Origin of the sequence: Citricoccus sp., from assembly GCF_035445025.1 — a bacterium.
In the GTDB taxonomy this organism is placed as follows: domain Bacteria; phylum Actinomycetota; class Actinomycetes; order Actinomycetales; family Micrococcaceae; genus Citricoccus.
Map to the genome: position 1 here is coordinate 75,874 of NZ_DAOMPX010000003.1, position 23,617 is coordinate 99,490.

A 23,617-nucleotide genomic window follows, 5' to 3' on the forward strand; every position below is an offset into this window, starting at 1 on the left:
CGTCGGGGCCAGTCGCGCTGGCCGGCCCCTCGCCGCCGGGCGGCCGCGTACCCCTGCTCGGCGGCCTCACGGTCCGGCCCGGCGTCGAAGGTGGTGGTCACGTCTCCCTGCGCGCCGGCGGCGAACACGCGCGGGTACCGGGCGTAGGCCTGGAAGGCCTGGATCTGGCCGGCCAGGTCGGCGACCGTCTGCTGGAGCCGTTCGACCTCGTCCTCCAGGGCCACGATCCGCCGGATGCCCTCGAGGGACACGCCCTCGCGGGACAGCTGCTGGATGGTGCGGAGCCGGTCCACGTCCTGCCGGGAGTAGCGGCGCTGCCGCCCGCCCTGGCGCTGCGGGACCACCAGGCCCATGCGGTCGTACTGGCGCAGGGTCTGCGGGTGCATGCCCGCCAGCTCGGCGGCCACCGAGATCACGTACAGCGGGTCCTCCCAGGCGGTGGTCACAGCCGCGCCTTGTCCGCCAGTGCGGCCCGCGGGTCGTGGCCGGCCGCGGCCCGGGCATAGGACTCGACGGCGGCGCGGGCCTCCTCGGACAGGGATGCCGGCACCGCCACCTGCAGCTCGACCAGCAGGTCGCCGCTGGCCTTGGAGGTCTTCACGCCGCGGCCCTTGACGCGCAGCACCCGCCCCGAGGAGGTCCCGGCCGGGACCCTCACCTTCACGGAGCCGTCCAGGGTAGGCACCTGGATGGTGGCGCCCAGGGCGGCCTCGTCGAAGGTGATCGGCACGTGGATGCGCAGGTTGTCGCCCTCGCGGTGGAAGAACGGGTGCTCGCGCACCTTGACGGTCACCAGCAGGTCCCCGGCGCCGGCCGCGCCGGGGGCACCCTTGCCGCGGGCCCGGACCTTCTGCCCGTCCTTGATGCCGGCGGGGATGCGCACGTCGATGACGTCCCCGTCGGGTTCCCGCAGCGAGATGGTGGTCCCGCGCACGGCGCCGGCGAAGGAGATCGTGGTGGTGGCGGTGCGGTCCGCGCCCTTGGTCGGCGTCCCGTAGCCGCCGAACCCGCCGCGGCCTCCGGAGGGCCCGCCGTATCCCCCGCCCCCGCCGCTGAAGCCGCCGAACAGGTCGGCGAACTCCGGCGGGATGTCCCCGGACGTGGAATAGGACCGGCGGCCCCCGGAGCCGCTGGTGAACAGCCCCCCGAAGAGGTCCTCGAAGCCCCCGCCGCCGGCGCCGGGGCCACCGGCCCCCGCGCCGGGGGCGCTGAACCGGGCACCGGAGCCCATCGCCCGGATGGCGTCGTACTGCTGGCGCTCCTCCGGGTCCGAGAGCACGGCGTTGGCCTCGGTGATCTCCTTGAACTTCTTCTCGGCCGCGTCGTCCCCGGGGTTCTGGTCCGGGTGGTACTTCCGGGCCAGCTTCCGGTAGGCCTTCTTGATGTCGGCTTCCGAGGCGTCCTTGGAGACACCGAGGATGGCGTAGAAGTCCTTGTCCACCCAATCCTGTGAGGCCATGGTGCCTCCTTTCGGGTCAGTTCAGTTCGGGTCAGTTCAGTTCGGGTCGGTTCGGTTCGGTTCGGCGAGGGGGCCCGGGGCGGTGATGACTAGCCCTCCGCGCCGGCGGAGACCATCACCTGGGCGGCACGCAGCACGCGGCCCTCGCGCACGTAGCCGTTGCGGAAGACCTGCACGATGTGCTCCTCCGGCACGTCGGCGCTGGGCTGGCGCAGCATCGCCTCGTGCTGGGCCGGGTCGAACGGCTGTCCGGCCAGGTGCTCCTGGTCCTGCCGCTCCAGCCCGAACCCGGAGAGCACCGTGTCGAACTTGGTGGCGATCGCGGCGAACGGTCCCTCCGTCAGGTCGCCCGCGGCCCGGGCGGCGTCCAGGTCGTCGAGCACCGGAAGCAGGGCGCTCAGCACGGACTGGATGGCGGTGTCCTTGGCCACGTTCCGGTCCCGCTCCACGCGGCGCTTGTAGTTCACGAATTCCGCCTGCACGCGCAGCAGGTCGGTGCGCAGTTCCTCCTCGCGGACGGAGGCGCCGGCCGTGTCCGGGTCCTGGGCGCCCGTGATCCCCGCGTCCGCGGCATCGCCCTCGGCGTCCGCCGCGGCCTCGTTGAGGATCCGCTCGGCCTGAGACAGCGCGTCGCCGTCCTCGCCGGCACCCGCCGCGGCCGCGCCGTCGGCGGCCTGCTGCCCGCCGGCGGGCTGGCGCACCTGTCCGGTCTCGGGGTCGATCCGGCGCTTGTCCTGGAAGCTCACCGGCTCCTCGCGCTCTTCGTGCTCTTCGTCGTGTCCGTGATGGGGCATGGTCTCTCGTCCTTTCCTCCGGTGCCCTGCGGGCCGGCCGTCCCGCCGTGTGGCAGGGCGGCCGGCCCGGGTCCGGTGGTCCGCTCACGCGGACCGGGTGTCAGGGGTGCTGGGGGGCGGGGATCACTTGGAGCCCGCGTCCTTCGGCTCGTCCTCGTCCACGACCTCGGCGTCGACGATGTCCTCGTCGGCGGAGGTCCCGGCGCCCTCGCCGCCGGCAGCCCCGGCATCGGCGCCGGCTGCGCCGGCCTCCGCGGACTGGGAGGCGTACAGGGCCTCACCGATCTTCGTCTGGGACGCCTGCAGCTTCTCGTAGGCGGCCTTGATCTCGGTGTCGTTGTCCTGCTTCTCGAGAGCCGCCTTGAGGGCGTCGACGTCGGCCTGGACCTCGGTCTTGATCTCCTCGGGCAGCTTGTCGCCGTTGTCCTTGAGGAGCTTGTCCACCGAGTAGGCGGTCTGCTCGGCCTGGTTGCGGCGGTCGGCGGCCTCGCGGCGCTCCTTGTCCTCGGCGGCGTGGGCCTCGGCGTCCTTCACCATGCGGTCGATGTCCTCGTCGGACAGCGAGGTGCCGCCGGTGATGGTCATGGACTGCTCGGTGCCGGTGCCCTTGTCCTTGGCGGAGACGTGGACGATGCCGTTGGCGTCGATGTCGAAGGTGACCTCGATCTGCGGCATGCCCCGCGGGGCCGGCGCGATCCCGGTCAGCTCGAAGGTGCCCAGCGGCTTGTTGTCCCGCGTGAACTCGCGCTCACCCTGGAAGACCTGGATGGACACGGAGGGCTGGTTGTCCTCGGCGGTGGTGAACGTCTCCGAGCGCTTGGTCGGGATGGCCGTGTTGCGCTCGATGAGCTTGGTCATCACGCCGCCCTTGGTCTCGATGCCCAGGGAGAGCGGGGTGACGTCGATCAGCAGCACGTCCTTGCGCTCGCCCTTGAGCACGCCGGCCTGCAGGGCGGCGCCCACGGCCACGACCTCGTCCGGGTTCACGCCCTTGTTGGGCTCCTTGCCGGCCAGTTCCTTGACCAGGTCGGCCACGGCCGGCATGCGGGTGGAGCCACCCACGAGCACGACGTGGTCGATGTCCGAGACCGAGACGCCGGCCTCCTTGATGACGTCCTTGAACGGCTGGCGGGTGCGCTCCAGCAGGTCCGAGGTCATCTCCTGGAACTTGGCGCGGGACAGGTGCTCGTCCAGGTGCACCGGGCCCTCCGGGGTGACGGACAGGTACTGCAGCGAGATGTTCGTGGAGGTGGCCGAGGACAGCTCCTTCTTGGCCTGCTCGGCGGCCTCCTTCAGGCGCTGCAGGGCGATCTTGTCCTTGGACAGGTCGGCGCCCTTGGACTTGGCCTGGGCCAGCAGCCAGTCGACGACCCGCTGGTCCCAGTCGTCGCCGCCAAGCCGGTTGTCACCGGCGGTGGAGCGGACCTGGATGGTGGAGAAGTCGTCCTCGTCCTTGCCCACCTCGAGCAGGGAGACGTCGAAGGTGCCGCCGCCGAGGTCGAAGACCAGGATGAGCTCGTCCTCCTTGCCCTTCTCCAGGCCGTAGGCCAGCGCGGCCGCGGTCGGCTCGTTGATGATGCGCATCACGTTCATGCCGGCGATCTCACCGGCCTCCTTGGTGGCCTGGCGCTCGGCGTCGTTGAAGTACGCCGGCACGGTGATCACCGCGTCGGTGACCTTCTCGCCCAGGTAGTCCTCGGCGTCGTGCTTGAGCTTCATCAGGGTGCGCGCGGAGATCTCCTGCGGCGTGTACTTCTTGCCGTCCATCTCGGTGGACCAGTCGGTGCCCATGTGGCGCTTGACGGAGGCGATGGTGCGCTCCGGGTTGTTCACGGCCTGGCGCTTGGCGATCTCGCCGACCAGCACCTCCCCGGACTTGGAGAAGGCCACGACGGACGGGGTGGTCCGGGAGCCTTCGGCGTTCGCGATGACGACGGGGTCGCCGCCCTCGAGGACGGAGACGACGGAGTTGGTGGTACCGAGGTCGATTCCCACTGCACGGGACATGGCGGTTCCTTTCCCTGACGATTGGAGGTGATGCGGTTCAGACGCCCGGTGAGAGGTGACGCGAGCCGATGTCGACCCGTTGCCATCCAGCCACCTGAGCGTTCAGGACTCAAGGTTTCATGGCCGGGAGTTCCGTGTCAATCTGCCTTGAGTCCATCTGACTCAACTTTGTGTCACCGAGTACAACCGGGGCGGTCCGGGATTCATTCCCGGCCATGATTGGAGTCCATCACCGCGCACCCGGTGCCCACGGGCGCAGGCGGCCGGGCACCGGGTGGGTGGGGGCGCACCCCCGCCCCGGTGGCCAGGGGCGGACGGCCCCCACCAGCACCGATGGCGACCATGTGAATGTGCTGGGAGTTTCCTGACGTCGACCTGGGCGCTTCTTGCACGGCGACGTTCCGGGTGTTTGAGTGAGGACATCACCCACCGCGGCGCCCGCAGCACGTCTGTGGCGCCGCCCGGAAAGGAGTCATCATGGCAGCCAAGGACACCCCTGCGACGTACACCGTTCCCGGACTCGAACTCGAGGACGGCCACCGTGTCGGCGAGATCCTCCAGCTGCGCCTGCACGCACTGAACGACCTCCAGCTGACCCTGAAGCACGCCCACTGGAACGTGGTCGGCCAGAACTTCATCGGCGTGCACGAGATGCTCGATCCCCAGATCGAGGAGGTCCGTGCCGCCGTGGACGTGCTGGCCGAGCGCATGGCGACCCTGGGCGTCTCCCCCACGGGCACCCCCGGCGCCCTGGTGAAGGAGCGGACCTGGGACGACTACGACCTGGGCCGCGCGGACACCATCGAGCACATCGCCGCCCTGGACCAGGTCTACGACGGCGTCATCGCCGATCACCGCAACGCCATCGAGGAGGCCGGCAAGCTGGACCCGGTCACCGAGGACATCCTCATCGGCCAGACCGGCGGCCTCGAGCAGTTCCAGTGGTTCCTGCGCTCGTTCCTGACCAACGCCGCGGGCGAGCTGAGCACCGCCGGAGAGCACACGGAGAAGGGCGCGGCCCGGAAGGGCGCCGCCAAAAAGTCCTGATCCTCCCGCAGGATCGGCCGGCCGGACCGCCGGCACGGCGCAGGGCCCCGGCATCGTGACGATGCCGGGGCCCTGCGCCGTGGTGGAGGGGATCCGGGGATCAGCCGGCCACGTGGCGGCCCCCGCCGCCACCTGCGGCCCGGGAGAGCCTCGAGGGCCACCAGACCTTCGGACCGATGTCGTAGGTCAGGGCCGGCACCAGCAGCGAGCGCACCAGGAAGGTGTCCAGCAGCACGCCGAACGCCACGATGAAGGCCAGCTGCACCATGAACATCAGCGGGATGACCACCAGTGCCGCGAACGTGGCCGCCAGGACGATGCCCGCCGAGGTGATGACCCCGCCCGTGACGGTCAGGGCCTTGAGCACGCCGGGCCGGGTGCCCTGGATCACCGCCTCCTCCCGCGCTCGGGTCATCAGGAAGATGGTGTAGTCCACGCCCAGGGCGACCAGGAACACGAACCCGTACAGCGGCACGGAGGGGTCTGCCCCCGGGAAGCCGAGCACCTCGTTGAACACCAGCGCGGAGACGCCGATGGCGGTGCCGAAGCTCAGCACGGTGGCCAGGACCAGCAGCACCGGGGCCACGATCGAGCGCAGCAGGATCATCAGGATGACGAGCACCACGAGCAGAACCAGCGGGATGATCGTGCGCAGGTCCTGCTGGGCCGTGGTGTTGGAGTCCAGGGCGGTGGCGGAGGTGCCGCCGACCAGGATCTCGGAGTCGATCGCGTGCAGCGTCTCGCGCAGCTCGATGATCGTCTGCTCGGCCTCCTTCGAGTCGGCCGGGTCCTGCAGGGTCGCCTGGAGGTACACGCGGCCGTCGACCTCCTGCGGCTGGAGCGTGGGCACCTCCGCCGGAATGCCCGACGGCGGCCCGGCGGTCTCCGGGGCCCCGTCGCCGGCCCCTCCGCTCACCCCGGCGGGGGGTCCAGCGGGAGGTCCGGCGGCACCCTCGGGTGCCTGGCCCTGCCCCCGGCCGGCGGCCGCGGCCTGCTCCTGGAGCTCGGCCAGCGCCTCCGGGTCCGGGGTCCCGGCCGGTGCGCCGCCCTCGGCGGTCAGGTAGGCCGAGCCGACGCCGTCGGTGCCCTCCACGGCCTCGAGCACCTCGTCGGCCCGGTCGGCCGGGGCGATGACGGTCGCCGGCGAGCCGGTGCCCGCGTCGAAATGCTCCTCCAGGACGACCTGTCCGGCCTTGGCGTCGGACTCCCCCAGGATCACGTCGGTCTGGGCCACGCCGCTGGCCTGCAGCTGGGTGGCGCCGATGGCGCCAAGGGCCAGCACGGCGACGGTGACCATCCACACGGCGCGCGGCCTGCGCGCCACCAGTGCGCCGATCCGGGTCCACACGCCGTGGTTCTCCTCGAGTCCGGCGATGGGCCGACCGGTGGCGTCCTCCGGCTGGGTGAAGGCCTTCCTCGTCGTGAGGGGGACGCCCGCGCGCGGGATCGACGGCCAGAAGGCGGCCCGCCCCGTCAGGTACAGGATCGCGGGCAGGAACGTCAGCGTGGCGGCCCAGGCCAGGACGATGCCGGAGGCCGCGATGGGTCCCAGTGAGCTGTTGGAGTTCAGGTCCGAGACCAGCAGGCAGAGCAGGGCGATGGCCACCGTGGCCGCCGAGGCGGTGATGGCCCCGAAGGAGCCCTTCCAGGCGGCCCTGAGGGCGTCGAAGGCCTGCGGCCGCAGGCGCAGCTCCTCGCGGTAGCGGGCCACCATCAGCAGGGAGTAGTCCGTGGCCGCGCCGATCACGAGGATCGACAGGATGCCCTGGGACTGGCCGTTCAGGCTGATCCAGTCGGCCCTGGCCATCCAGTAGATCGCCAGGATGGCCACGCTGAGGGCGGCCACCGAGTTCAGCAGGACCAGGATCGGCAGCAGCACGGAGCGGTACACCAGCACGAGGATGACGAACACCACGCCCAGCGCCACGGCCAGCAGCAGGCCGTCGATGCCGGCGAAGGCGCCCGCCAGGTCCGTGGCCAGGCCGGCGGGGCCGGCCACGTGCACCTCGACCCCGGACAGGGCGCCGTCCCCGGCGGTCTCCAGGCCGCCGGAGGCATCCTGGACGAGCCCGCGCAGCTCCTCGACCACCACGTCCGGCTCGGCGGCAGCGGTGTCGATGATCGCGATGTACTGCACCGCCTCGCGGTCCTCGGAGACGTTGGGCCCCACGACCTGGTCCACGCCCTCGGCCGCACCGAGGTCCTCACCGAGGGCGGCCAGCGCGTCCAGCTCACCCCGGGCGTCCTCCGGGATGGCCTGGCCGTCCGGCAGCCCGGCCACGATGAGGGCCGGGATCTGGTCCGTCCCGCTGAACTCGCCCACCCATTCCCCGGCGCGGGTGGACTCGGCGGATGCGGGCAGGAACGTGGACTGGTCGTTCGAGGACACCTCCGAGAGCTTGCCGAAGGTGGGGCCGCCGATACCCGTCCCGGCCAGCCAGGCCAGGACGAGGACGATGGCCACGCCCACGCGCAGGCCGATGGACTTCACGGACGAGGACCCGCGTGGAGCGCCGGGAGAGGACGGGGACGAGGACCCGGTGGCGCTCGGGGCCCGTTCAGGGGTGAGTGTTGGCTGCATGGGCCCAGCGTAGCGCATATATCTTGATCTTCAAGATACTTTCTAGGCTAGGCAGGTAGGGTGGTGGAGGCGGCCGGGACGTAGAATGGACGGCCTGTCATCCACCGCCGCACGAAGGAGAAGCGCATGCCGGATGCCCCTCAGGCCCCCGATGACTCCGAGCAGATGCGTCTCCTCATCCACGCCCTGCGGCGCTACGCCGAGGCCTCGGACCGCATGGTCGAGGCCGCGGGGAACCAGCACGGGATGTACCGGACGGACCTGCGCGCCCTGTCCCTGCTGATGCAGCGGCAGGCCGAGGGGCTGCAGACCACCCCCAAGGACCTGGGCCAGCTGCTCAACCTCACCTCCGCCTCCACCACGGCACTCGTGGACCGCCTCGTGGCCAACGGGCACGCCGAGCGCAGGCGCTCCACCACGGACCGGCGCAGCGTGTTCGTCCAGCACACGCCCTCCGCACAGGCCGAGGGCCGGGCCATCTTCTCCCCCATGAGCCGGCTGATGATGGAACACCTGGCCCAGTTCACGCCGCAGCAGATGGACACGGCCGCGCAGGTCGTCGCGGCCGCGACCGCCGCGCTGGAGGAGCTGGACGTCACCGGGCCCCTCACCGACGGGCCGTGACCCCACCTCGGTAGACTGGTCCGGGTGCTCGCGGAGCCGACGCCCCGCACCCCCAGCACACCCCCGCACCACCGCCCTCGACCCTCCGGAGACCACCGTGGCCCGTCGCCCCCTGCTGCTGGCCGTGGACGGCCGCTCCGGTGCGGGCAAGACGTCCCTGGCCCTGGAGCTCGCGGCCCTGTTGCGCCCCCACCTGGACGTCGAGGTCTTCCACCTGGACTCCATCTACCCCGGTTGGGACGGGCTCGCCGCCGCCCTGGAGACCTACGCCGCCGAGGTCGTCATCCCCCTGTCCGCCGGCCGCACCGCCTACTGGAGCTGGTGGGACTGGGAGGGCGGGCGGCCGGGCCGGGCGGGCAGCACGCGGCCGGTCGACGTCGTGATCCTGGAGGGCGTGGGCGCCGGGACCGGTGCCGCCCGCGCCGCACTGGACGCCCTGGTGTGGGTCGAGCTGCCGGCCGCTGACCGCAAGGACCGGGCCCTGGGCCGGGACGGGAGGACGTTCGCCCCGCACTGGGACCGGTGGGCCGCCCAGGAGGACGCGTACCTGGCCCTCGAGGACCCCGCGTCCCAGGCGGGGATCACCGTGGACAGCACCACCGGGACGGCCGGCGCCGCGCCGCTGCTCGTCCAGGCCCTGCGCACCCTGCCGGGCTGGGAGACCTCCCTGGCCCTGGTGCCCGCGCCGGCCCGGCCGCCCCTGCACCACCGCACGGTCGCCGGCGCCGGCGACCCGCAGTCCCTGTTCGAGGCCGCCGGGGGCCCGGCGGCCTCGGTGGCGATGCTGCTGGAGAGCTCGGACCACGCCACCACGCCCTCCCCCGGCCGCAGCCGGCACGCCATCCTCGGCCTGGCGAGCGATGACGACCCGGTCGCCGAGCATGCCGACGGGGTCACGGTGGTGCGCCAGGGCCCGGTCACCGTCAGACGGGAGGGCCCGTGGTTCCGCTGGCTGGCCGGGGTCTGGCCGGCCGGCGCGCCTGCCTCCGCGCCGACCGCCGAACCCGCCCCGGAGGCACCCTTCCGGTCCGGCTGGATGGGCTGGCTCGGGTACGGCCTGAAGCGCGAGGCCGGTTCCCCGGACGGGGCCGCCACCCTGCGCGGAGCGGGCGAGGGGCCGGCGGACGCGCTGCTGTTCCGCCCCTCACGGGTGGCCACGGTGGACCACCGGGCCGGCACCACCACGCTGTGGTGGCCCGCGGACGACGACGCCGGCGCGGCCTGGGCGGATCGGGTCGCCGCGGCGGCGGGCGTCGGGGACACGGGCGTCGGGGGCACGGGTGGCGAGGGCATGCGGACCGGGGGTGCGGGTGCCGGTGCCGCGGCTGCCGTGGGCCCCGGGGTCGTGGCCGCGAGTGCCGGGCCGGTCCCCGTGTTCACGCTCCGCGACTGCCGCGCGGGCTACCTGGAGAAGGTCCGCGCCGCCCAGCACGAGATCCACGAGGGCAACACCTACGAGGTCTGCCTGACGACCATGCTGGAGGCGTCCCTCGAGACGTCCACCCGGGGCCGGCCCGGCACCGCGCCCTTCGACGGCTGGCGGACCTACCGCCGGCTCGTGGCGGCCAACCGGGCGCCGTTCACGCTGTACCTGCGGGCGACGGCCCCGGCGGCCGACCCGGTGTCGGACCCGGCGGCGGTATCCGGGTCCGGTCGGCCGGCCGTCGTCGAACTGCTCTCGACCAGTCCCGAGCGGTTCCTGGCCATCTCCGCCGCCGGCCGCATGGTGACCGAACCGATCAAGGGCACCCGTCCCCGCGGGCGCACGCCGGAACGGGACGCGGCGCTGGCCGGGGAACTGGCGTCCTCGGCCAAGGACCGGGCGGAGAACATCATGATCACGGACCTGGCCCGCAACGACCTGTCCCGGGTGGCCGTGCCCGGCACGCTGGCCACCGAGCGGGTGTGCGCGATCGAGTCCTACCCCACCGTCCACCAGATGGTGTCCACGGTGACCGCGCACCTGGAACCCGGCGTCGCCCGGGCGGAGGCGGTGGCGGCGGCCTTCCCCCCGGGGTCGATGACCGGCGCCCCGAAGATCTCCACCATGGAGATCTTGGAGCGACTGGAGTCCGGACCGCGCGGGGTCTACTCGGGCGTGGCCGGGTACCTGTCCGACGACGGCGCGGCCGACCTCAGCGTGCTGATCCGCACCCTGGTCGCCACCGGCCCGGCGGGGCCCGGGAGCGGCGGGACGCGGCTGTCGCTCGGCGTCGGCGGGGCCATCACCGCGGACTCGGTGCCGGAGGAGGAGTGGGACGAGGTGCGCACCAAGGCCCACGGCGTCCTCAGGGTGCTCGGGGCGGCGTTCCCCGACGACGACGCCGAGGGACCGCGGTACTGACAGGACGGTTGCGCGCGGGACTACGGTGAGGACCATGACCGATCCCGCCCGAACACCCCGGACCACCCCTGACGCGACCACCCGGGCCGGCGGCACGCCGCGCCACCTCGAGGTGGACGTGTTGGTCATCGGCTGGGGCAAGGGAGGCAAGACCTTCGCCGCGGCGGCCGCCGGGACCGGCAGGACCGTGGCCCTCGTGGAACAGTCGGCGGCCATGTACGGGGGTGCCTGCATCAACGTCGCCTGCGTGCCCACCAAGGCCCTGATCCACTCGGCCTCCACCCGCCGTGACCAGGACGATGTGCAGCAGTTCTTCGAATCCGCCGTCCGGCGCCGTGACTCGCTGACCGGCAGGCTCAACGACACCAGCTTCCACCTGCTCTTCGACCGTGACACCGTCACCGTCGTGGACGGCCGGGCCCGTTTCGTCGGTGAGCGCCAGGTCGAGGTGACGCCCTCCGCCGGCGGGTCCGGGCGGGCCGAGCGGATGCGCATCACCGGACGCACCGTCGTGGTGAACACCGGCTCCGCCCCGGTGGTCCCGGACCTGCCGGGTGCGGACGGGCCCCGCGTGCACGACTCGACCTCCCTGCAGCACGTGAGGCCCTTCCCGCGGCGGCTGGCGATCGTCGGCGGCGGGCCGGTGGGGCTGGAGTTCGCCTCGATGTTCTCCGGCTTCGGTGCCGAGGTGACCGTGCTGAACCGCGGCCGGCGCATCCTGCCGCATGAGGACGAGGACGTCGCGGACGCCGTCGCCGAGGTGCTCATCGGTGCGGGCATCACCGTGCGCACCGGCGCCTCGGTCACGGGACTGCAGGACGGGCCGGACGGTGTGACGGTCCAGCTCGAGGAGGGCACCGGCCCCACGGTGGACGCGGTGCTGTTCGCCACCGGACGGCGCCCGGCCACCGAGGGGCTCGGACTGGACGCCGCCGGGATCGAGGTGGACGACCGGGGCGCGATCGTGGTGGACGACCAGCTGCGCACCTCCGCCGACCGGGTCTTCGCGATGGGTGACGTGCACGGCGGGCAGCAGCAGACCTACCTGTCCCTGGACGACCACCGGGTGGTGCTCAGCGCACTGGACGGGGACGGCTCACGCCGGGTCGGCGACCGGGCGGGGGTGCCGGCCACCCTCTTCCTCACGCCGCCGTTCTCCTCCGTGGGCCTGACCGAACGCGCCGCCCGGGAGGCCGGCCGGGACGTGCGGGTGGCCTTCGCGAAGGTGACCGGGATCAAGGCGATGCCGCGGCCGAAGGCGGTCGACGACCCGCGCGGGGTCATCAAGGTGGTGGTGGACGCGCACACCGACCAGGTGCTCGGCGCCCGGCTGTTCCACGTGGACTCCCAGGAGGTCGTCAACCTCGTGGCCCTGGCCATGCGGGCGCAGGTCACCGCCTCCGCGCTGCGGGACGGCATCTGGACCCACCCCTCCTCGACGGAGGCGCTCAACGAGGTGCTCGGCCAGCTGGCCTGAACCGGTCCGGGAGCCTCACCGGCTCACTGCAGGGCCGAGGTGAGGCGGAAGACGTTGTCCACCCAGCGCTGGGCCCGCGGACGGGCGTCCCACTCCTCCTTGGTCAGCTCCTCGGAGACTTCCCGGTACTGCTCGATCACCTCGGTGAGGGCCTCGACCATCTCCGAGCCCACCGTGAGCACGGAGACCTCCATGTTCAGCGAGAACGAGCGCATGTCCATGTTGGAGGACCCGAAGACGGCCACGTCGTCGTCCACGGTGAACAGCTTGGCGTGCAGGACGTTCGGATCCGGGTAGCGCCAGATGCGGATGCCGGCGGCCAGGAGGGCGTCGTAGTAGGACTGCTGGGCGTGGTGGACCATGAACTGGTCGGCCTTGCGGCACACGAACAGTTCCACGTGGACGCCCTTCTGGGCGGCGGTGGTCAGGGCGTAGAGCATCGAGTCGTCCGGCACCAGGTACGGCGAGACCACCACGAGCCGGCGCTTGGCGGCGTAGAAGAGGTGGTTGAACAGGCGCAGGTTGTTCTCGTTGGAGAACCCGGGACCGGAGGGCACCACCTGGGCGATCGAACCGTCCTGCTCGTTCAGCTCCTCCTCGGTGGGGTCCCGCAGCTGGCCCTCGAGGGTGTCCCCCGTCTCGGAGAACCAGTCGGTGGCGAAGACCAGGTCCAGTGAGGCCACGGTGGGCCCGGTGATCCGGGCCATCAGGTCCACCCACTGCCGGTTCATGCGGTGGGCCGAGCGCCGCTTGTACCCGGGCTCGATGAGGTTCTGCGACCCGGTGTAGCCGATCAGCCCGTCCACCACGAGGATCTTGCGGTGGTTGCGCAGGTCGGGGCGCTGGTACTTGCCGCGCAGCGGCATCACGGGCATGGCCGGGTGGTACTCCAGCCCGGCCGCGTCCAGCCGGCGGACCAGCTTCCGGTATCCCGGCACGCGCAGCGAGGCGATGTGGTCGAACAGGATCCGCACCCGCACCCCGCGGGCCTTCGCCCGTTCCAGGGCGTCCAGCACCTCGTTGGTGTACCCCTCGCGGCCCTCGGGGTCCAGCGCCGCGATGTAGAAGACCAGGTTGACGTAGTCCGTCGCCCGGTCGATGTCCTGGGCCATCCGCTGCATCGAGGCGCGGTAGTCGGTGATGAACTCGAAGTGGTTGCCGTCGAGCATGGGGAAACTGGTCAGGTTCCGCGTCAGCTGCGCGGCCGAGGCCACGTACAGGGGCGCGTGGCCGGCCTCGTTGGGCAGGGTCAGGTGCGAGGTGGCGCGGCCCAGGGCCTCGTTGACCGAGCGCTGCCGGGACCGGCGCTGGCCACCGAGCCGGAACGAGCCCAGCAGCAGGAACAGCACGAGACCGGGCAGCGGCAGGAAGAAGATGACCAGCAGCCAGGCCATCGCCACGGCGGGCCGGCGGCCGCCCGGCACGATGCCGAGCAGCAGCACGCGGATGCCGACGTCGATGATCCAGGACAGGATCGTCAGCCATTGGGGATAGTTGCCGAACTCGGCGAGCGGCCAGAGCATCCCCTCAGCCTACGGTGCGGCCGGAGCCACCAGGTCCAGCAACCGCCCGATCCGCTCCTCGTCCAGCGGCCGGCCGAACATCACGTGCAGCAGCAGGTTCGCGCCCACGGTCTCGGCCAGGAACGACGGCGGCGCCGGCAGGGAGCGCGGGTGGGCGCGGTCATGCGCGTGGAACCTGGCGTCGAGGCCGGTCATGATCGGCTGGATCAGGGCCTCGTCGATCGCCTCGGCCGTCTCTCCCGCCGCGGCCAGGGCGGACATGATGGCCTGCACCAGCCGGGAGGTGTCCCCCTCCTCGACCCGGTCACGGATCTCCAGCAGCCACGCCCGCAGGTCCGCCCGCAGGTCCCCGGTGTCCACCGGCCCGCCGATCGGCACGTCCAGGTACTTCTCGGCGATGGCCTCCACGACCACCTCGGCCTTGGATCCCCACCAGCGGTAGACCGTCTGCTTGCCGACGCCCGCCGCCGCGGCGATGCCCTCGACGGTGAGGTGCTCGAATCCGCCGACCAGCATGAGGTCGGCGGCGGCGGTCAGGACGGCGACGCGGGCCCTCTCACTGCGCGGACGCCCCCGCTGTTCTGCGGAAGCAGGCTCTGATGCTGCGTTCACCGATGACCTCCTGTGCCGGCCGGTCCCCCGCCCCGGGTGCCTGGCACCCTCTCGGGCACCGGGGGCCGGTGGGGACCCTGTTTCAATACGAGACGGTCCGTCTACTATAGTGGTCGCCGGACCCGCCGGCGGACTCTGCCCATGATGCGCCGCCCCCGGTCCCCGCTGCAGCCTTTCCCTCCCGAAGGAGCGCCCCTCATGGCCGAACTGCTCTACCGCCTCGGTTTCGCCTCGTCCCGCCGGCCCTGGGTCGCCATCGTCGCCTGGCTGGCGGCGCTGGCCCTGTCCGTGGGCGGGTTCCTGGCCTTCGGCGGCACCCTCACCACCTCCATCACGATCCCCGGCACCCCGACGTCCCAGGTCACGGACCGGCTGCAGGAGGAGTTCCCCGAGGCGGCCAACGGCACCGGCTCGGTGGTGTTCCGCACCACCGACGGCACGGAGCTCACCGAGGACCAGCGCCAGGGCATCGGCGAGGTGCTCTCCGAGGTCGAGGGCCTGGAGGGCGTGGACTCCGTGGTGGACCCCTTCACCACCGAGGCCGAGCTGTCCGACCAGCGTGCCCGGATCGCGGACGGCCGCGCCCAGCTGGCCGAGGGGCAGGAGCAGGTCGAGTCCGGGCGGGAACAGATCGCCCGGGCCGAGGAGCAGCTGGACGCCTCCGAGCGGCAGCTGGACGCCGGACAGGCCGAACTCGGCGCCGGCCGGGCCCAGGCAGAGGCGGCCGGTGCCCCGCCGGCGGTGACCGCCCAGCTGGACGCCCAGCAGGCCCAGCTGGACGCCGGCCGCGCCCAGCTCGAGGAGGGCCGCGCCCAGCTCGAGCAGCAGCGGACGCAGCTGGAGGAGGGCGCGGTGGAGGCCGAGGCCGGCAGCGCCGACCTCGACCGCGGCGAGGACCTGCTGGCCCTGGCCGGGGACTACCGCACCGTCTCCGAGGACGGGAGCACCGCCGTCGGGAACGTGGTGTTCGACCGGCCCACCCTGGACGTCACCGAGGACATCCAGGGCGCCGTGGTCTCCGCCCTGGAGGACGCGGACATCGAGGGCGTCGAGGTGCTGCCGACCACCTCGCTGTCCCAGACCATCCCCAACATCGTGGGCCCGGCCGAGGTCATCGGCCTGGTCGTGGCCGCCATCGTGCTGGTCATCATGCTCGGCACCCTCATCGGCGCGGGCCTGCCGATCCTCACCGCCCTGATCGGCGTGGGCATCGGGGCCGCCGGGTCCCTGGCGTTCTCCGGCATGATCGAGATGCTCTCGGTCACCCCCGTGCTGGGCCTCATGCTCGGCCTGGCCGTGGGCATCGACTATGCGCTGTTCATCGTCAACCGGCACCGCCGCCAGCTCAAGGACGGCGCCCCGCTGCACGAGTCGATCGGCCTGGCCAACGGCACCTCCGGCAACGCCGTGGTGTTCGCGGGCCTGACCGTGATCATCGCGCTGGCCGCGCTGAACGTCACCGGCATCCCGTTCCTGGGCCTGATGGGCACCGTGGGCGCCTTCTGCGTGCTGATCGCCGTGCTCATCGCCGTCTCCCTCACCCCCGCGCTGCTCGGGCTGATCGGCCACCGCGCGCTGAGCCGCACGGAACGCGGGCGCCTGCAGCGGGAGCAGGAGGTCCGCGCGGTGGAGGCGGGACTGCGCCGCCAGGAGGAGCGCGGCCGCGAGTCGGCCTCCGCCGGCCATCTTCAGGCCCGCCGGTCCCACGGTGCCGGCCCGCGGCGCGCGGCCATGCCCACCGGCCGGGCCGTGCTGATCTCCCTGGGCTCCGTGCTCGCCCTGGCGATCGTGGCCATCCCGTTCTTCTCCATGCGCCTGGGACTGCCGGACGGTGGCTCCGAACCGCCGGAGTCGGCCGCGTACCAGTCCTACACGGCCCTCGGTGAGGCCTTCGGGGAGGGGTACAACGGCCCGCTCGTGGTGACCGCCGATCTGCCCGCCGGCCTGGACGAGGGCGAGGTCATGGACCAGCAGGTCGCCGTCGGCGAGCAGCTGGCGTCCCTGGAGCACGTGGAGGTGGTGGTCCCGGCCGCCGTCAACGAGGACTCCACCATGATGATGTTCCAGGTCATCCCGGCCGAGGGACCCAACGCGGTCTCGACCGAGGAACTGGTGCACGACCTGCGGGCCACCGCCCCGGCCGGAGAGGCCTCCGGCCTGGCCGTGGCCGGCATGACCAGTGGGTTCATCGACGTCGCGGACAAGCTCTCCGGTGCGTTGCCGCTCTACCTGGGCGTCGTCGTCGGGCTGTCCCTGCTCATCATGATCCTGGTGTTCCGCTCGCTGGTGGTCCCGCTGATCGCGACCGGCGGGTTCATCCTGTCCGTCTTCGCGGCCATGGGCGGCGTGGTGGCCATCTACCAGTGGGGCTGGTTGTCCGCGGTGTTCGGGGTGCACAACCCGGGGCCGATCCTGGCCTTCCTGCCGACCATCATGGTGGGCGTGCTGTTCGGCCTGGCGATGGACTACCAGCTGTTCATCTCCTCCGGCATGCGCGAGTCCTACGCCCACGGGGCCCCGGCCCGGGTGGCCGTGATGGACGGCCTGCACGCGGGCCGGGCCGTGGTCGCCGCCGCGGCGATCATCATGATCTCCGTGTTCGGCGGGTTCGTCTTCGCCGAGTCCGCCATGATCCGGCCCATCGGTTTCGGCCTGGCCTTCGGGGTGCTGCTGGACGCCTTCCTGGTGCGGCTGCTGCTGATGCCCGCCCTGATGCACCTGGTCGGCGACGCCGCCTGGTGGCTGCCGCGGTGGCTGGACAGGATCCTGCCGAACGTGGACGTGGAGGGCGCCGCCCTGGAACGCGACCACGCCTCCGCGGGGCCCGGCCGGCCGGCGGCTGACGCGGCCAGGCAGGGCACCCCGGGTGACGGCGCCGGCGAGGCGGCCCCCGAACCGGAACCGGCCCGGGTCTGACGGGACCGCGCGGTCCGCTGCCCGCCCGGCCGAGGCCACCGTCGGGTGTGTGCCGGTGCCGGCGCGCACCCGACGGTGTGCTCGGAACGCGGGGACGGATGCGTAGTCTGGGGTCCATGACGCACCACTCCGCATCATTCATCCCGGAGCCCGGCGGCTCCGTGGTCGTGTTCCTCGACCCGTCCGCGGACGGGGTCGGCACCCGGGTCGCCGATCCACGGCAGCCTGCCGTGCTGGTCACGGACCAGGGCCTGACCCGCGGGGACGGGATCTTCGAGACGATGACCGCCCTCGCCGGGGACACCGGGCACCGGATCCGCAAGGAGGACTCCCACCTGGAGCGGCTGATCTCCTCGGCCGCCTCCCTCGACCTGCCGGTCCCGGACGCCCAGGCCTGGCGCCAGGCGGCGGTCACCGGGCTGAGCGCGTACGCGGCCGGGAACCCGGGCAGGGACGCCGTGGTCAAGCTCGTGGCCACGCGGGGCCCCGAGGGCGCCCCCGGCGGCGGGCACTACGTGCGGGGCACCGCGGACACCGGATCCGACGGCGAGCTGAAGGACATCACCGCGGGGACCGCCCCGGACGCACCCGCACTGACCGGTACGTACTGGGTACTGGTCTCCCCCGTCTCCCCCGGCCTGGCGTCCGGGCGCGAGCGCGGCCTGTCCGTCCTGCTCCTGGACCGCGGTTTCGACTCCTCCGTCTCCGAGCGGGCCCCGTGGCTGCTGATGGGCGCGAAGACCCTCAGCTACGCCGTGAACATGGCGGCCATGCGCTTCGCCGCCGCCCAGGGGGCCGACGACGTCATCTTCGTCTCCTCCGACGGCAAGGTGCTCGAGGGCCCCACCTCGACCGTGCTGCTGGCCCGCCGGGTCCCGGCCGCCGACGGCCCGGACGCCGTGGAGCTGGTCACGCCGCTGCGCAGCTCCGGGATCCTGCCGGGCACCAGCCAGGGCACCATCTTCGCCGCCGCCCAGGCGGCCGGCTGGGACCTCGGCTACGGTCCGCTGGAGCCGTCGGACCTGTTCGACGCGGACGGCGTGTGGCTCGTGTCCTCCGTGCGCGGGGTGGCCCCGGTGACCTCCCTGGACGGGGTCGCGCTGGACGTGGACCGGGACCTGACCGACCGGCTCTCGGCCTTCCTGGACGAGGACAGGTCCCCCGGGCGGCACGGCCCGCTGCACTGAGTCCGGCCCCGGGCAGGTTCAGGCCCGGGGCGGGTTCAGGCCCAGACCAGGTTCCACGCCCCCGTCCCCAGGGCCAGGCCGGCGGCCAGCGCGGCCAGGGCGCACCCACCGAGGACGAGCCGGACGTCCCCCGCGGTGAAGACCGAGGTCCGGGCCCATGTCCGGGCGCCGGCCCCGAAGCCTCGGGCCTCCATGGTGACGGCCAGCCGGCTGGCACGGCGGATGGCCTGCACCAGCAGCCCGAACACCTGTCCCAGCCACGACGTCGTGCGGCGGACCGGGCCCCCGCCGGCGCCCACGCCCCGCGCACGCCGGGCGTGGCCCAGCACGCGCCACTCCTCGGTCAGCATGGCGAGAAGCCGGAAGGCGGCCAGCGAGCCGAGCACGAACCTCGCGGGCAGACGCAGCCGCTGGGCCAGCGCGTCGGCCAGGTCGGTGGGATCCGTGGTCGCGAAGACGATCACTCCGGGCAGGGCGACCGCCAGGATGCGCAGGCCCGTCGCGGCTCCGGCCAACGCCGACCCCTCCGAGACGGACACCGGTCCGGCCTCCAGCAGCATCCGCCCCGTGTCCTGGCCGACCAGCGCGGTGCCCCACGCCGAGGCCAGCGCGGCGGCCACGAGCAGCCACGCCCGGCGCAGGAACTCCCCGGCGCGGATGCCCGAGAACGGCAGCAGGGCCACCGCCGCCAACAGCACCAGGCCCGAGGACACCCAGTCCATGGACGCCACCAGCACGGCGGTGACCGGCAGCAGGGCGGCCAGTTTCGCCAGCGGGTGGGCCCGCTCCATCGGGGAGCCCGCCACGGGGCGGGAGGGGGCCGGGGCGGTCAGGACGGCGCTCATGTCAGCTCCACCACCCGGGCGTCGAGGGCCGCGGCGAAGTCCTGGTCATGGGTCACCGCGACGACGGAGCTGCCCTCGGTGACGAGCCGGCGCAGCATCCCGGTCAGCACCGCCCAGGTGTTGGCGTCCTGCCCGAAGGTCGGCTCGTCGAGGAACACCACGTCCGGGCCCGTGGCCAGCACGGTGGCCACGGACAACCGGCGCTTCTCCCCACCGGAGAGCGTGAAGGGGTTGACCTCGGCCAGTCCGGTTAGTCCCATGGCCTCGAGCAATTCGTCGGCGCGGCCCCGGGCCTGTGCGGCCGACCACCGCAGCGTGCCCGTCCGGTGGTCCCGGGCGTGACGCGGCCCGAAGGCCAGTTCCTCGCGCACCGTGGCCGCGACGAACTGGTGCTCGGGCTCCTGGAACACCGTGCCGATCCGGCTCACCAGGTCCCGGGCGGGCCAGCGGTGGGGGTCGTCCGGCAGCCGGACCCCGTGTCCCTTCAGGGCGGCGGTGGCGGTCAGCGTCCCGGCGTGGGCCGGGATGAGCCCGGCCAGGGTCAGCAGCAGCGTGGACTTGCCCACCCCGTTCGGCCCGGTCACGACGACGGCCTCCCCGGCCTCCACGGTCACGTCCAGTCCGTGTTGCACCGGGACCGGCGGTGGCCCGAGGCGGCGGCGCCAGCCGGGCCTCACCGCGTGCCGGGACACCGCCAGGTCCCGGGCGGACAACAGCGCGGTCCCCGTGGGGTCCCGGTGACCGGCAGGGTCCCGGTGACCGGCAGGGTCCCGGTGACCGGCAGGGTCCCGTCGCGGGCTCCGTGCCGGTCCGGAGGGCTCCGCGGCCGGCCGCGGACCACCGGGGGCGGGGGTGACGGGTTCGGGCACCACCCCGGGCACCCACACCCCGGCCGCGGCCAGTTCCTCCCGGACGGGGCCGGGTGCGAGCAGCGCGGCGGGGGTGCCGTCGTGGCTGATGCCCCCGCCCGGTTCCAGGACGAGCAACCGGTCCACGTGCCGGGCCCACGTCCCGAGCCGGTGCTCCACGACCACGAGGGTGGCGCCGATGGCCTCGACCACCGCCAGGACGGCGTCGCGGACCTCGAGCACACCGGCGGGGTCGAGGTTGGCGGTCGGCTCGTCGAGCAGGACCAGCGGCGGGCGCATGGCCAGGACCCCGGCCAGGGCCATCCGTTGCTTCTGCCCGCCGGACAGTCGCGACGTGTCCCGCCACAGGGCGATGCCCTCGTCCTCCCCCAGCCCGACCGCGGCCAGGGCGTGTCGGACCCGGTCCCAGATCTCGTCCGGCGGGACGCGGAGGTTCTCCGCGCCGAAGGCCACGTCGTCCCCCACGCGCGAGAGGATCACCTGTGTCTCGGGGTCCTGCTGCACCAACCCGGCGTGGCCGCGCAGCTCGCGGGTGGGCACGCCGTCCAGCAGCAGCCGGCCGGTCTCCTCCGAGTCGTCCGCCGGGTCCAGCACGCCGGCCAGTCCGTGCAGCAGAGTGGACTTCCCGGCCCCGGAGGGCCCGGCGAGCAGGACCCGCTGCCCCGGTGGGATGGTCAGGTCCAGGCCGGCGACGGCGGCCCGGTCGCGTCCGGCGTGCCGCCAGCCCCAGCCCTGCGCGGTGACGGTGGCCGCGGTCACCCCCGGCCCGCCGGTTCCCGGTGGGCGCCGCGGGACGGGAGGGCGGCCAGTGCGCCCGTGGCCGCCAGGGCGCGGGTGGCCAGCCAGCTCAGCAGGCCGGCGATGACGATCCCGGAGATGCCGGTGAACCCCACGTAGAGCCACTTCCAGGCCAGCGTGTACTCGGGGAACCAGGCGAACAGGAAGGCCTCGTTGAGACCGCAGGCCACTCCCGCGGCGGCACCGGCCAGCAGGGCCACGGGAAGGGTGAAGCGACGGTAGAGGAACAGGAGGAAGACCAGCTCGGCCCCGATGCCCTGGACGAGTCCGGAGGCCAGCACGGTCAGGCCGAACTGGGACCCCAGCAACGCGGAGACGGCGGCAGCCACCAGTTCCGTGAACAGCGCGGCACCCGGTCTGCGGATCAGCAGTGCACCCAGGACCGCCGGGAACAGCCACATGCCGGCGACCAGTCCCGACGACGGCGGGAACGCCAGGAACACCCCGCCCAGTCCCGCATAGGCCAGGTTCCAGGCCCAGAAGACCACGCCGCTGGCCACGGCGACGACGGCGGCCACGACGATGTCCACCACGCGCCAGGTGTGGCGGGAGGAGGTGCGGTGGGCGGAGGTGCGGTGGGCGGAGGTGCGGTGGGCGGGGCCGCGCGGGTCGTGGTGTGGGCGGGAGCGCCCGGGACGGTCCGGTGTACCGGCCGGCGGGGTGGCCTGGTGATCACTGCCGGGGGTCTGCGTCGAGACCATGTGATGTCCTCCTCAAGGATCCAAGGAGGGGAATGGAACGCACGCCGCCCGAACCCTCGGGATCCGGGCGCGTCAGGCACCGGGCCCCACGCTCCATCGGAGAACTCGACTTCCTTCGCCGGTACTAACCGGAGCAGGTTCGAGGGTCTGCGCTGGGCGCACTCTCAGCGCCGGGCGGCGCTCCCCTGTCGTTCACGATGTGGCACCAGCATAGGGCACCACCCCCGACCCCTCGGCCACGGTCCTCCCGTTGCGGGGAACGGCTCTCAGTCCGCCCGCCCCCTGGCATCCGTGGGTGCCCGCAGGCCCGTGACCGCCGGCCCCTCGAGCAGGGTGCCGTCCGCGGTGAAGCGTGATCCGTGCAGTGGGCAGTCCCAGGAGCGCTCGGCGTCGTTCCAGGAGACGATGCCGCCCAGGTGCGGGCAGACCGCCGACATCCGGCAGGTCACCCCGTCCACCGTGGAGACCGCCACGGGCCGGCCGTGGTCCCGGCCCACCGTGCCCTGGCCCTCGGCCGGAGGCTCCTGGGGCAGGGGTCTGCGTGCGGCCGACGTCCAGCCGCCGGCCAACCGGGCACCGACGGCGGCGTTGTCCCTCAGGCCGGTCAGCAGGTCGGCCGGCGAGGTGAGGCGACGATCCATCGGCCTGGCCCAGTCCGTGGCACCGCCGAGGATCTGCGCGGAGATCCGCAGGGCGGCCGACACGCCGTTGGTCAGGCCCCACTTGTTGAAGCCGGTGGCCAGGTAGACGTGGCCACCGCCGCGGGGCAGTGTCCCCACGAAGGGGACGAGGTTGGCCGAGCGGTAGTCCTGCGCGGACCAGGCGTGCGTGCGCTCCGCTCCGGGGAAGTGCTCCCGGGTCCACGCCTCGAGGGCGTCCACGGCGGCCTGCGGTGAGGCCGATCGCCCCACCACGTGGCCGTTGCCGCCCACGAGCAGCAGCTCACCGTCGTCGATGGGGGCCGTGCGCAGGCTGCGGGACGGACTGTCCGCGGAGAGGTACATCGCCTGGGGAACGGGCCCCGGCACCCGGTAGGACTGTGCGTAGGAACGGTGTGGACTGAGCTTGGCGAAGTAACCGCCGCGGTCCAGGACCGGGGCCCCTGTGGCCAGGACCAGCTGCCCGGCCCTGATCTCCCCCGCGGAGGTGTGCACGGCCAGCGGGGACCGGTAGCCCGCGCCCGTGAGCCGCACCCCCTCCACCAGCGTCCCGCCGAGCCGGCGGAACTCGGTGGCCAGGGCGTCGAGCACCTGCATCGGGTGCACCTGCGCCTGGTCCTCCAGCCGGATCGCCCCGGCCACGGGGTAGGGCAGGTCCGTCTCCCGTGTCCAGGTCACGTCCAGGCCCGCGGCGCGGTCGGCCTCCAGCTCGGAGTGCAGCCGGGACAGGCCCTCGTGGGTGGTGGCGTAGGTGTAGGCGGGCCTGCGCTGGTAGTCGATCCCGTTCTCGTCCAGGTAGCGCAGCAGCCAGGACTGCCCCCGGCGGTTGCCCTCCACGTAGGAGCGCAGCACCTGGTCCGACTGGTGACGGCTGATCTCCGCCAGGGTGGTGCCCTGGAGCAGCGAGACCTTCGCGGTGGTGTTCCCGGTGGCCACGGCCCCCACCGAGCGGGCCTCGACCACGGCCACGCGCTGGCCCGCGCGCGCCAGCAGGACGGCGGTGGCCAGCCCGGTCAAGCCCGCGCCGGCGACCACGGTGTCGAACCGGTCACCCGGGGAGAGGTGGTCGGTGCCGGTGGCGGGGACCGGGTGGGTGTCATGCCAGAGGGACGTCCTGGGGTCCATGCTGCATCCGTCCTGTTCCGTCCTGCGGGATCCGATGGCGGACGCGTCC

At 73.1% G+C, this 23,617-nt stretch carries 16 protein-coding genes, 1 pseudogene and 1 riboswitch; of the genes and pseudogenes, 6 read left to right on the forward strand and 11 right to left on the reverse strand.

The genetic code is table 11. The annotated features are described in order from the left end of the window. Positions 1 to 202: 202 nt before the first annotated feature. The 4 genes and pseudogenes from PLJ28_RS15970 to dnaK all read right to left on the reverse strand — a co-directional run. Positions 203 to 386: pseudogene (locus PLJ28_RS15970) on the reverse strand (MerR family transcriptional regulator); the annotation flags it as partial. Positions 387 to 442: 56 nt separating this feature from the next. Continuing rightward, positions 443 to 1,459 (reverse strand): DnaJ C-terminal domain-containing protein, encoded by a 1,017-nt coding sequence (locus PLJ28_RS02095; protein ID WP_183527855.1) that lies wholly within the window; start codon positions 1,457 to 1,459, stop codon positions 443 to 445. A gap of 89 nt (positions 1,460 to 1,548) precedes the next feature. Beyond that, positions 1,549 to 2,253 carry a nucleotide exchange factor GrpE gene (locus PLJ28_RS02100; protein ID WP_324589858.1) on the reverse strand — a complete coding sequence of 235 codons (705 nt, stop codon included), beginning with the start codon at positions 2,251 to 2,253 and terminating at the stop codon, positions 1,549 to 1,551. 123 nt (positions 2,254 to 2,376) lie between these two features. Next, on the reverse strand, positions 2,377 to 4,260 hold the full coding sequence (dnaK, locus tag PLJ28_RS02105) for a molecular chaperone DnaK (RefSeq protein ID WP_183527866.1): 1,884 nt from the start codon (positions 4,258 to 4,260) through the stop codon (positions 2,377 to 2,379). A gap of 477 nt (positions 4,261 to 4,737) precedes the next feature. Here dnaK and PLJ28_RS02110 point away from each other — a divergent pair, with 477 nt between their 5' ends. After that, a complete protein-coding gene (locus PLJ28_RS02110; RefSeq protein ID WP_183527868.1) occupies positions 4,738 to 5,307 on the forward strand; it encodes a Dps family protein in 570 nt (189 codons plus the stop codon). 100 nt (positions 5,308 to 5,407) lie between these two features. On the opposite strand, the gene PLJ28_RS02115 is transcribed toward PLJ28_RS02110, so the two are convergent. After that, a complete protein-coding gene (locus tag PLJ28_RS02115; protein WP_324589859.1) occupies positions 5,408 to 7,888 on the reverse strand; it encodes an MMPL family transporter in 2,481 nt (826 codons plus the stop codon). A gap of 126 nt (positions 7,889 to 8,014) precedes the next feature. Between PLJ28_RS02115 and PLJ28_RS02120 the strand changes: the two genes are divergently transcribed. The 3 genes from PLJ28_RS02120 to PLJ28_RS02130 all read left to right on the forward strand — a co-directional run bounded on the left by PLJ28_RS02120 (position 8,015) and on the right by PLJ28_RS02130 (position 12,333). Further along, complete coding sequence (locus PLJ28_RS02120; RefSeq protein WP_183527870.1) at positions 8,015 to 8,512, forward strand: MarR family winged helix-turn-helix transcriptional regulator; 498 nt, start codon at positions 8,015 to 8,017, stop codon at positions 8,510 to 8,512. 97 nt (positions 8,513 to 8,609) lie between these two features. Further along, positions 8,610 to 10,856, forward strand: a complete 2,247-nt coding sequence (locus PLJ28_RS02125; RefSeq protein WP_298044130.1) for a chorismate-binding protein — start codon at positions 8,610 to 8,612, stop codon at positions 10,854 to 10,856. 34 nt (positions 10,857 to 10,890) lie between these two features. Then, positions 10,891 to 12,333: an FAD-dependent oxidoreductase gene (locus tag PLJ28_RS02130; protein WP_221243389.1), complete on the forward strand. Its 1,443-nt coding sequence runs from the start codon at positions 10,891 to 10,893 to the stop codon at positions 12,331 to 12,333. A 23-nt stretch (positions 12,334 to 12,356) separates the two neighbouring features. Here PLJ28_RS02130 and cls read toward each other — a convergent pair whose 3' ends face one another. Further along, on the reverse strand, positions 12,357 to 13,856 hold the full coding sequence (gene cls, locus PLJ28_RS02135; protein WP_183527874.1) for a cardiolipin synthase: 1,500 nt from the start codon (positions 13,854 to 13,856) through the stop codon (positions 12,357 to 12,359). 9 nt (positions 13,857 to 13,865) lie between these two features. Continuing rightward, the gene (locus PLJ28_RS02140) at positions 13,866 to 14,468 is read right to left on the reverse strand and encodes a TetR/AcrR family transcriptional regulator (RefSeq protein WP_221243390.1); all 603 of its coding nucleotides are present in this window, start codon (positions 14,466 to 14,468) and stop codon (positions 13,866 to 13,868) included. A 198-nt stretch (positions 14,469 to 14,666) separates the two neighbouring features. Between PLJ28_RS02140 and PLJ28_RS02145 the strand changes: the two genes are divergently transcribed. Beyond that, on the forward strand, positions 14,667 to 17,384 hold the full coding sequence (locus tag PLJ28_RS02145) for an MMPL family transporter (protein ID WP_298044129.1): 2,718 nt from the start codon (positions 14,667 to 14,669) through the stop codon (positions 17,382 to 17,384). Between the two features lie 116 nt (positions 17,385 to 17,500). After that, positions 17,501 to 18,571 carry an aminotransferase class IV gene (locus PLJ28_RS02150; RefSeq protein ID WP_298044128.1) on the forward strand — a complete coding sequence of 357 codons (1,071 nt, stop codon included), beginning with the start codon at positions 17,501 to 17,503 and terminating at the stop codon, positions 18,569 to 18,571. A gap of 35 nt (positions 18,572 to 18,606) precedes the next feature. Here PLJ28_RS02150 and PLJ28_RS02155 read toward each other — a convergent pair whose 3' ends face one another. The 4 genes from PLJ28_RS02155 to PLJ28_RS02170 form a co-directional block, all read right to left on the reverse strand. Next, positions 18,607 to 19,416 carry an energy-coupling factor transporter transmembrane component T family protein gene (locus PLJ28_RS02155; RefSeq protein ID WP_183527881.1) on the reverse strand — a complete coding sequence of 270 codons (810 nt, stop codon included), beginning with the start codon at positions 19,414 to 19,416 and terminating at the stop codon, positions 18,607 to 18,609. Further along, positions 19,413 to 21,044, reverse strand: a complete 1,632-nt coding sequence (locus tag PLJ28_RS02160) for an ABC transporter ATP-binding protein (protein WP_298044127.1) — start codon at positions 21,042 to 21,044, stop codon at positions 19,413 to 19,415. The genes PLJ28_RS02155 and PLJ28_RS02160 overlap by 4 nt, the downstream gene beginning before the upstream one ends. Then, on the reverse strand, positions 21,041 to 21,784 hold the full coding sequence (locus PLJ28_RS02165) for an ECF transporter S component (RefSeq protein ID WP_324589860.1): 744 nt from the start codon (positions 21,782 to 21,784) through the stop codon (positions 21,041 to 21,043). Before PLJ28_RS02165 ends, PLJ28_RS02160 begins: the two co-directional genes overlap by 4 nt. A gap of 93 nt (positions 21,785 to 21,877) precedes the next feature. Then, a riboswitch (TPP riboswitch) is annotated at positions 21,878 to 21,981 on the reverse strand. 69 nt (positions 21,982 to 22,050) lie between these two features. After that, positions 22,051 to 23,568 carry an FAD-dependent oxidoreductase gene (locus PLJ28_RS02170; protein ID WP_183527885.1) on the reverse strand — a complete coding sequence of 506 codons (1,518 nt, stop codon included), beginning with the start codon at positions 23,566 to 23,568 and terminating at the stop codon, positions 22,051 to 22,053. Between the last annotated feature and the right edge of the window lie 49 nt (positions 23,569 to 23,617).

Excerpts from the sequence above, each read along its gene's own strand:
- PLJ28_RS02095 (WP_183527855.1), bottom strand. The coding sequence starts at position 1,459 with ATGGCCTCACAGGATTGGGTGGACAAGGACTTCTACGCCATCCTCGGT.
- PLJ28_RS02100 (WP_324589858.1), bottom strand. The coding sequence starts at position 2,253 with ATGCCCCATCACGGACACGACGAAGAGCACGAAGAGCGCGAGGAGCCG.
- dnaK (WP_183527866.1), bottom strand. The coding sequence starts at position 4,260 with ATGTCCCGTGCAGTGGGAATCGACCTCGGTACCACCAACTCCGTCGTC.
- PLJ28_RS02110 (WP_183527868.1), top strand. The coding sequence starts at position 4,738 with ATGGCAGCCAAGGACACCCCTGCGACGTACACCGTTCCCGGACTCGAA.
- PLJ28_RS02115 (WP_324589859.1), bottom strand. The coding sequence starts at position 7,888 with ATGCAGCCAACACTCACCCCTGAACGGGCCCCGAGCGCCACCGGGTCC.
- PLJ28_RS02120 (WP_183527870.1), top strand. The coding sequence starts at position 8,015 with ATGCCGGATGCCCCTCAGGCCCCCGATGACTCCGAGCAGATGCGTCTC.
- PLJ28_RS02130 (WP_221243389.1), top strand. The coding sequence starts at position 10,891 with ATGACCGATCCCGCCCGAACACCCCGGACCACCCCTGACGCGACCACC.
- cls (WP_183527874.1), bottom strand. The coding sequence starts at position 13,856 with ATGCTCTGGCCGCTCGCCGAGTTCGGCAACTATCCCCAATGGCTGACG.
- PLJ28_RS02145 (WP_298044129.1), top strand. The coding sequence starts at position 14,667 with ATGGCCGAACTGCTCTACCGCCTCGGTTTCGCCTCGTCCCGCCGGCCC.
- PLJ28_RS02150 (WP_298044128.1), top strand. The coding sequence starts at position 17,501 with ATGACGCACCACTCCGCATCATTCATCCCGGAGCCCGGCGGCTCCGTG.
- PLJ28_RS02155 (WP_183527881.1), bottom strand. The coding sequence starts at position 19,416 with ATGAGCGCCGTCCTGACCGCCCCGGCCCCCTCCCGCCCCGTGGCGGGC.
- PLJ28_RS02165 (WP_324589860.1), bottom strand. The coding sequence starts at position 21,784 with ATGGTCTCGACGCAGACCCCCGGCAGTGATCACCAGGCCACCCCGCCG.
- PLJ28_RS02170 (WP_183527885.1), bottom strand. The coding sequence starts at position 23,568 with ATGGACCCCAGGACGTCCCTCTGGCATGACACCCACCCGGTCCCCGCC.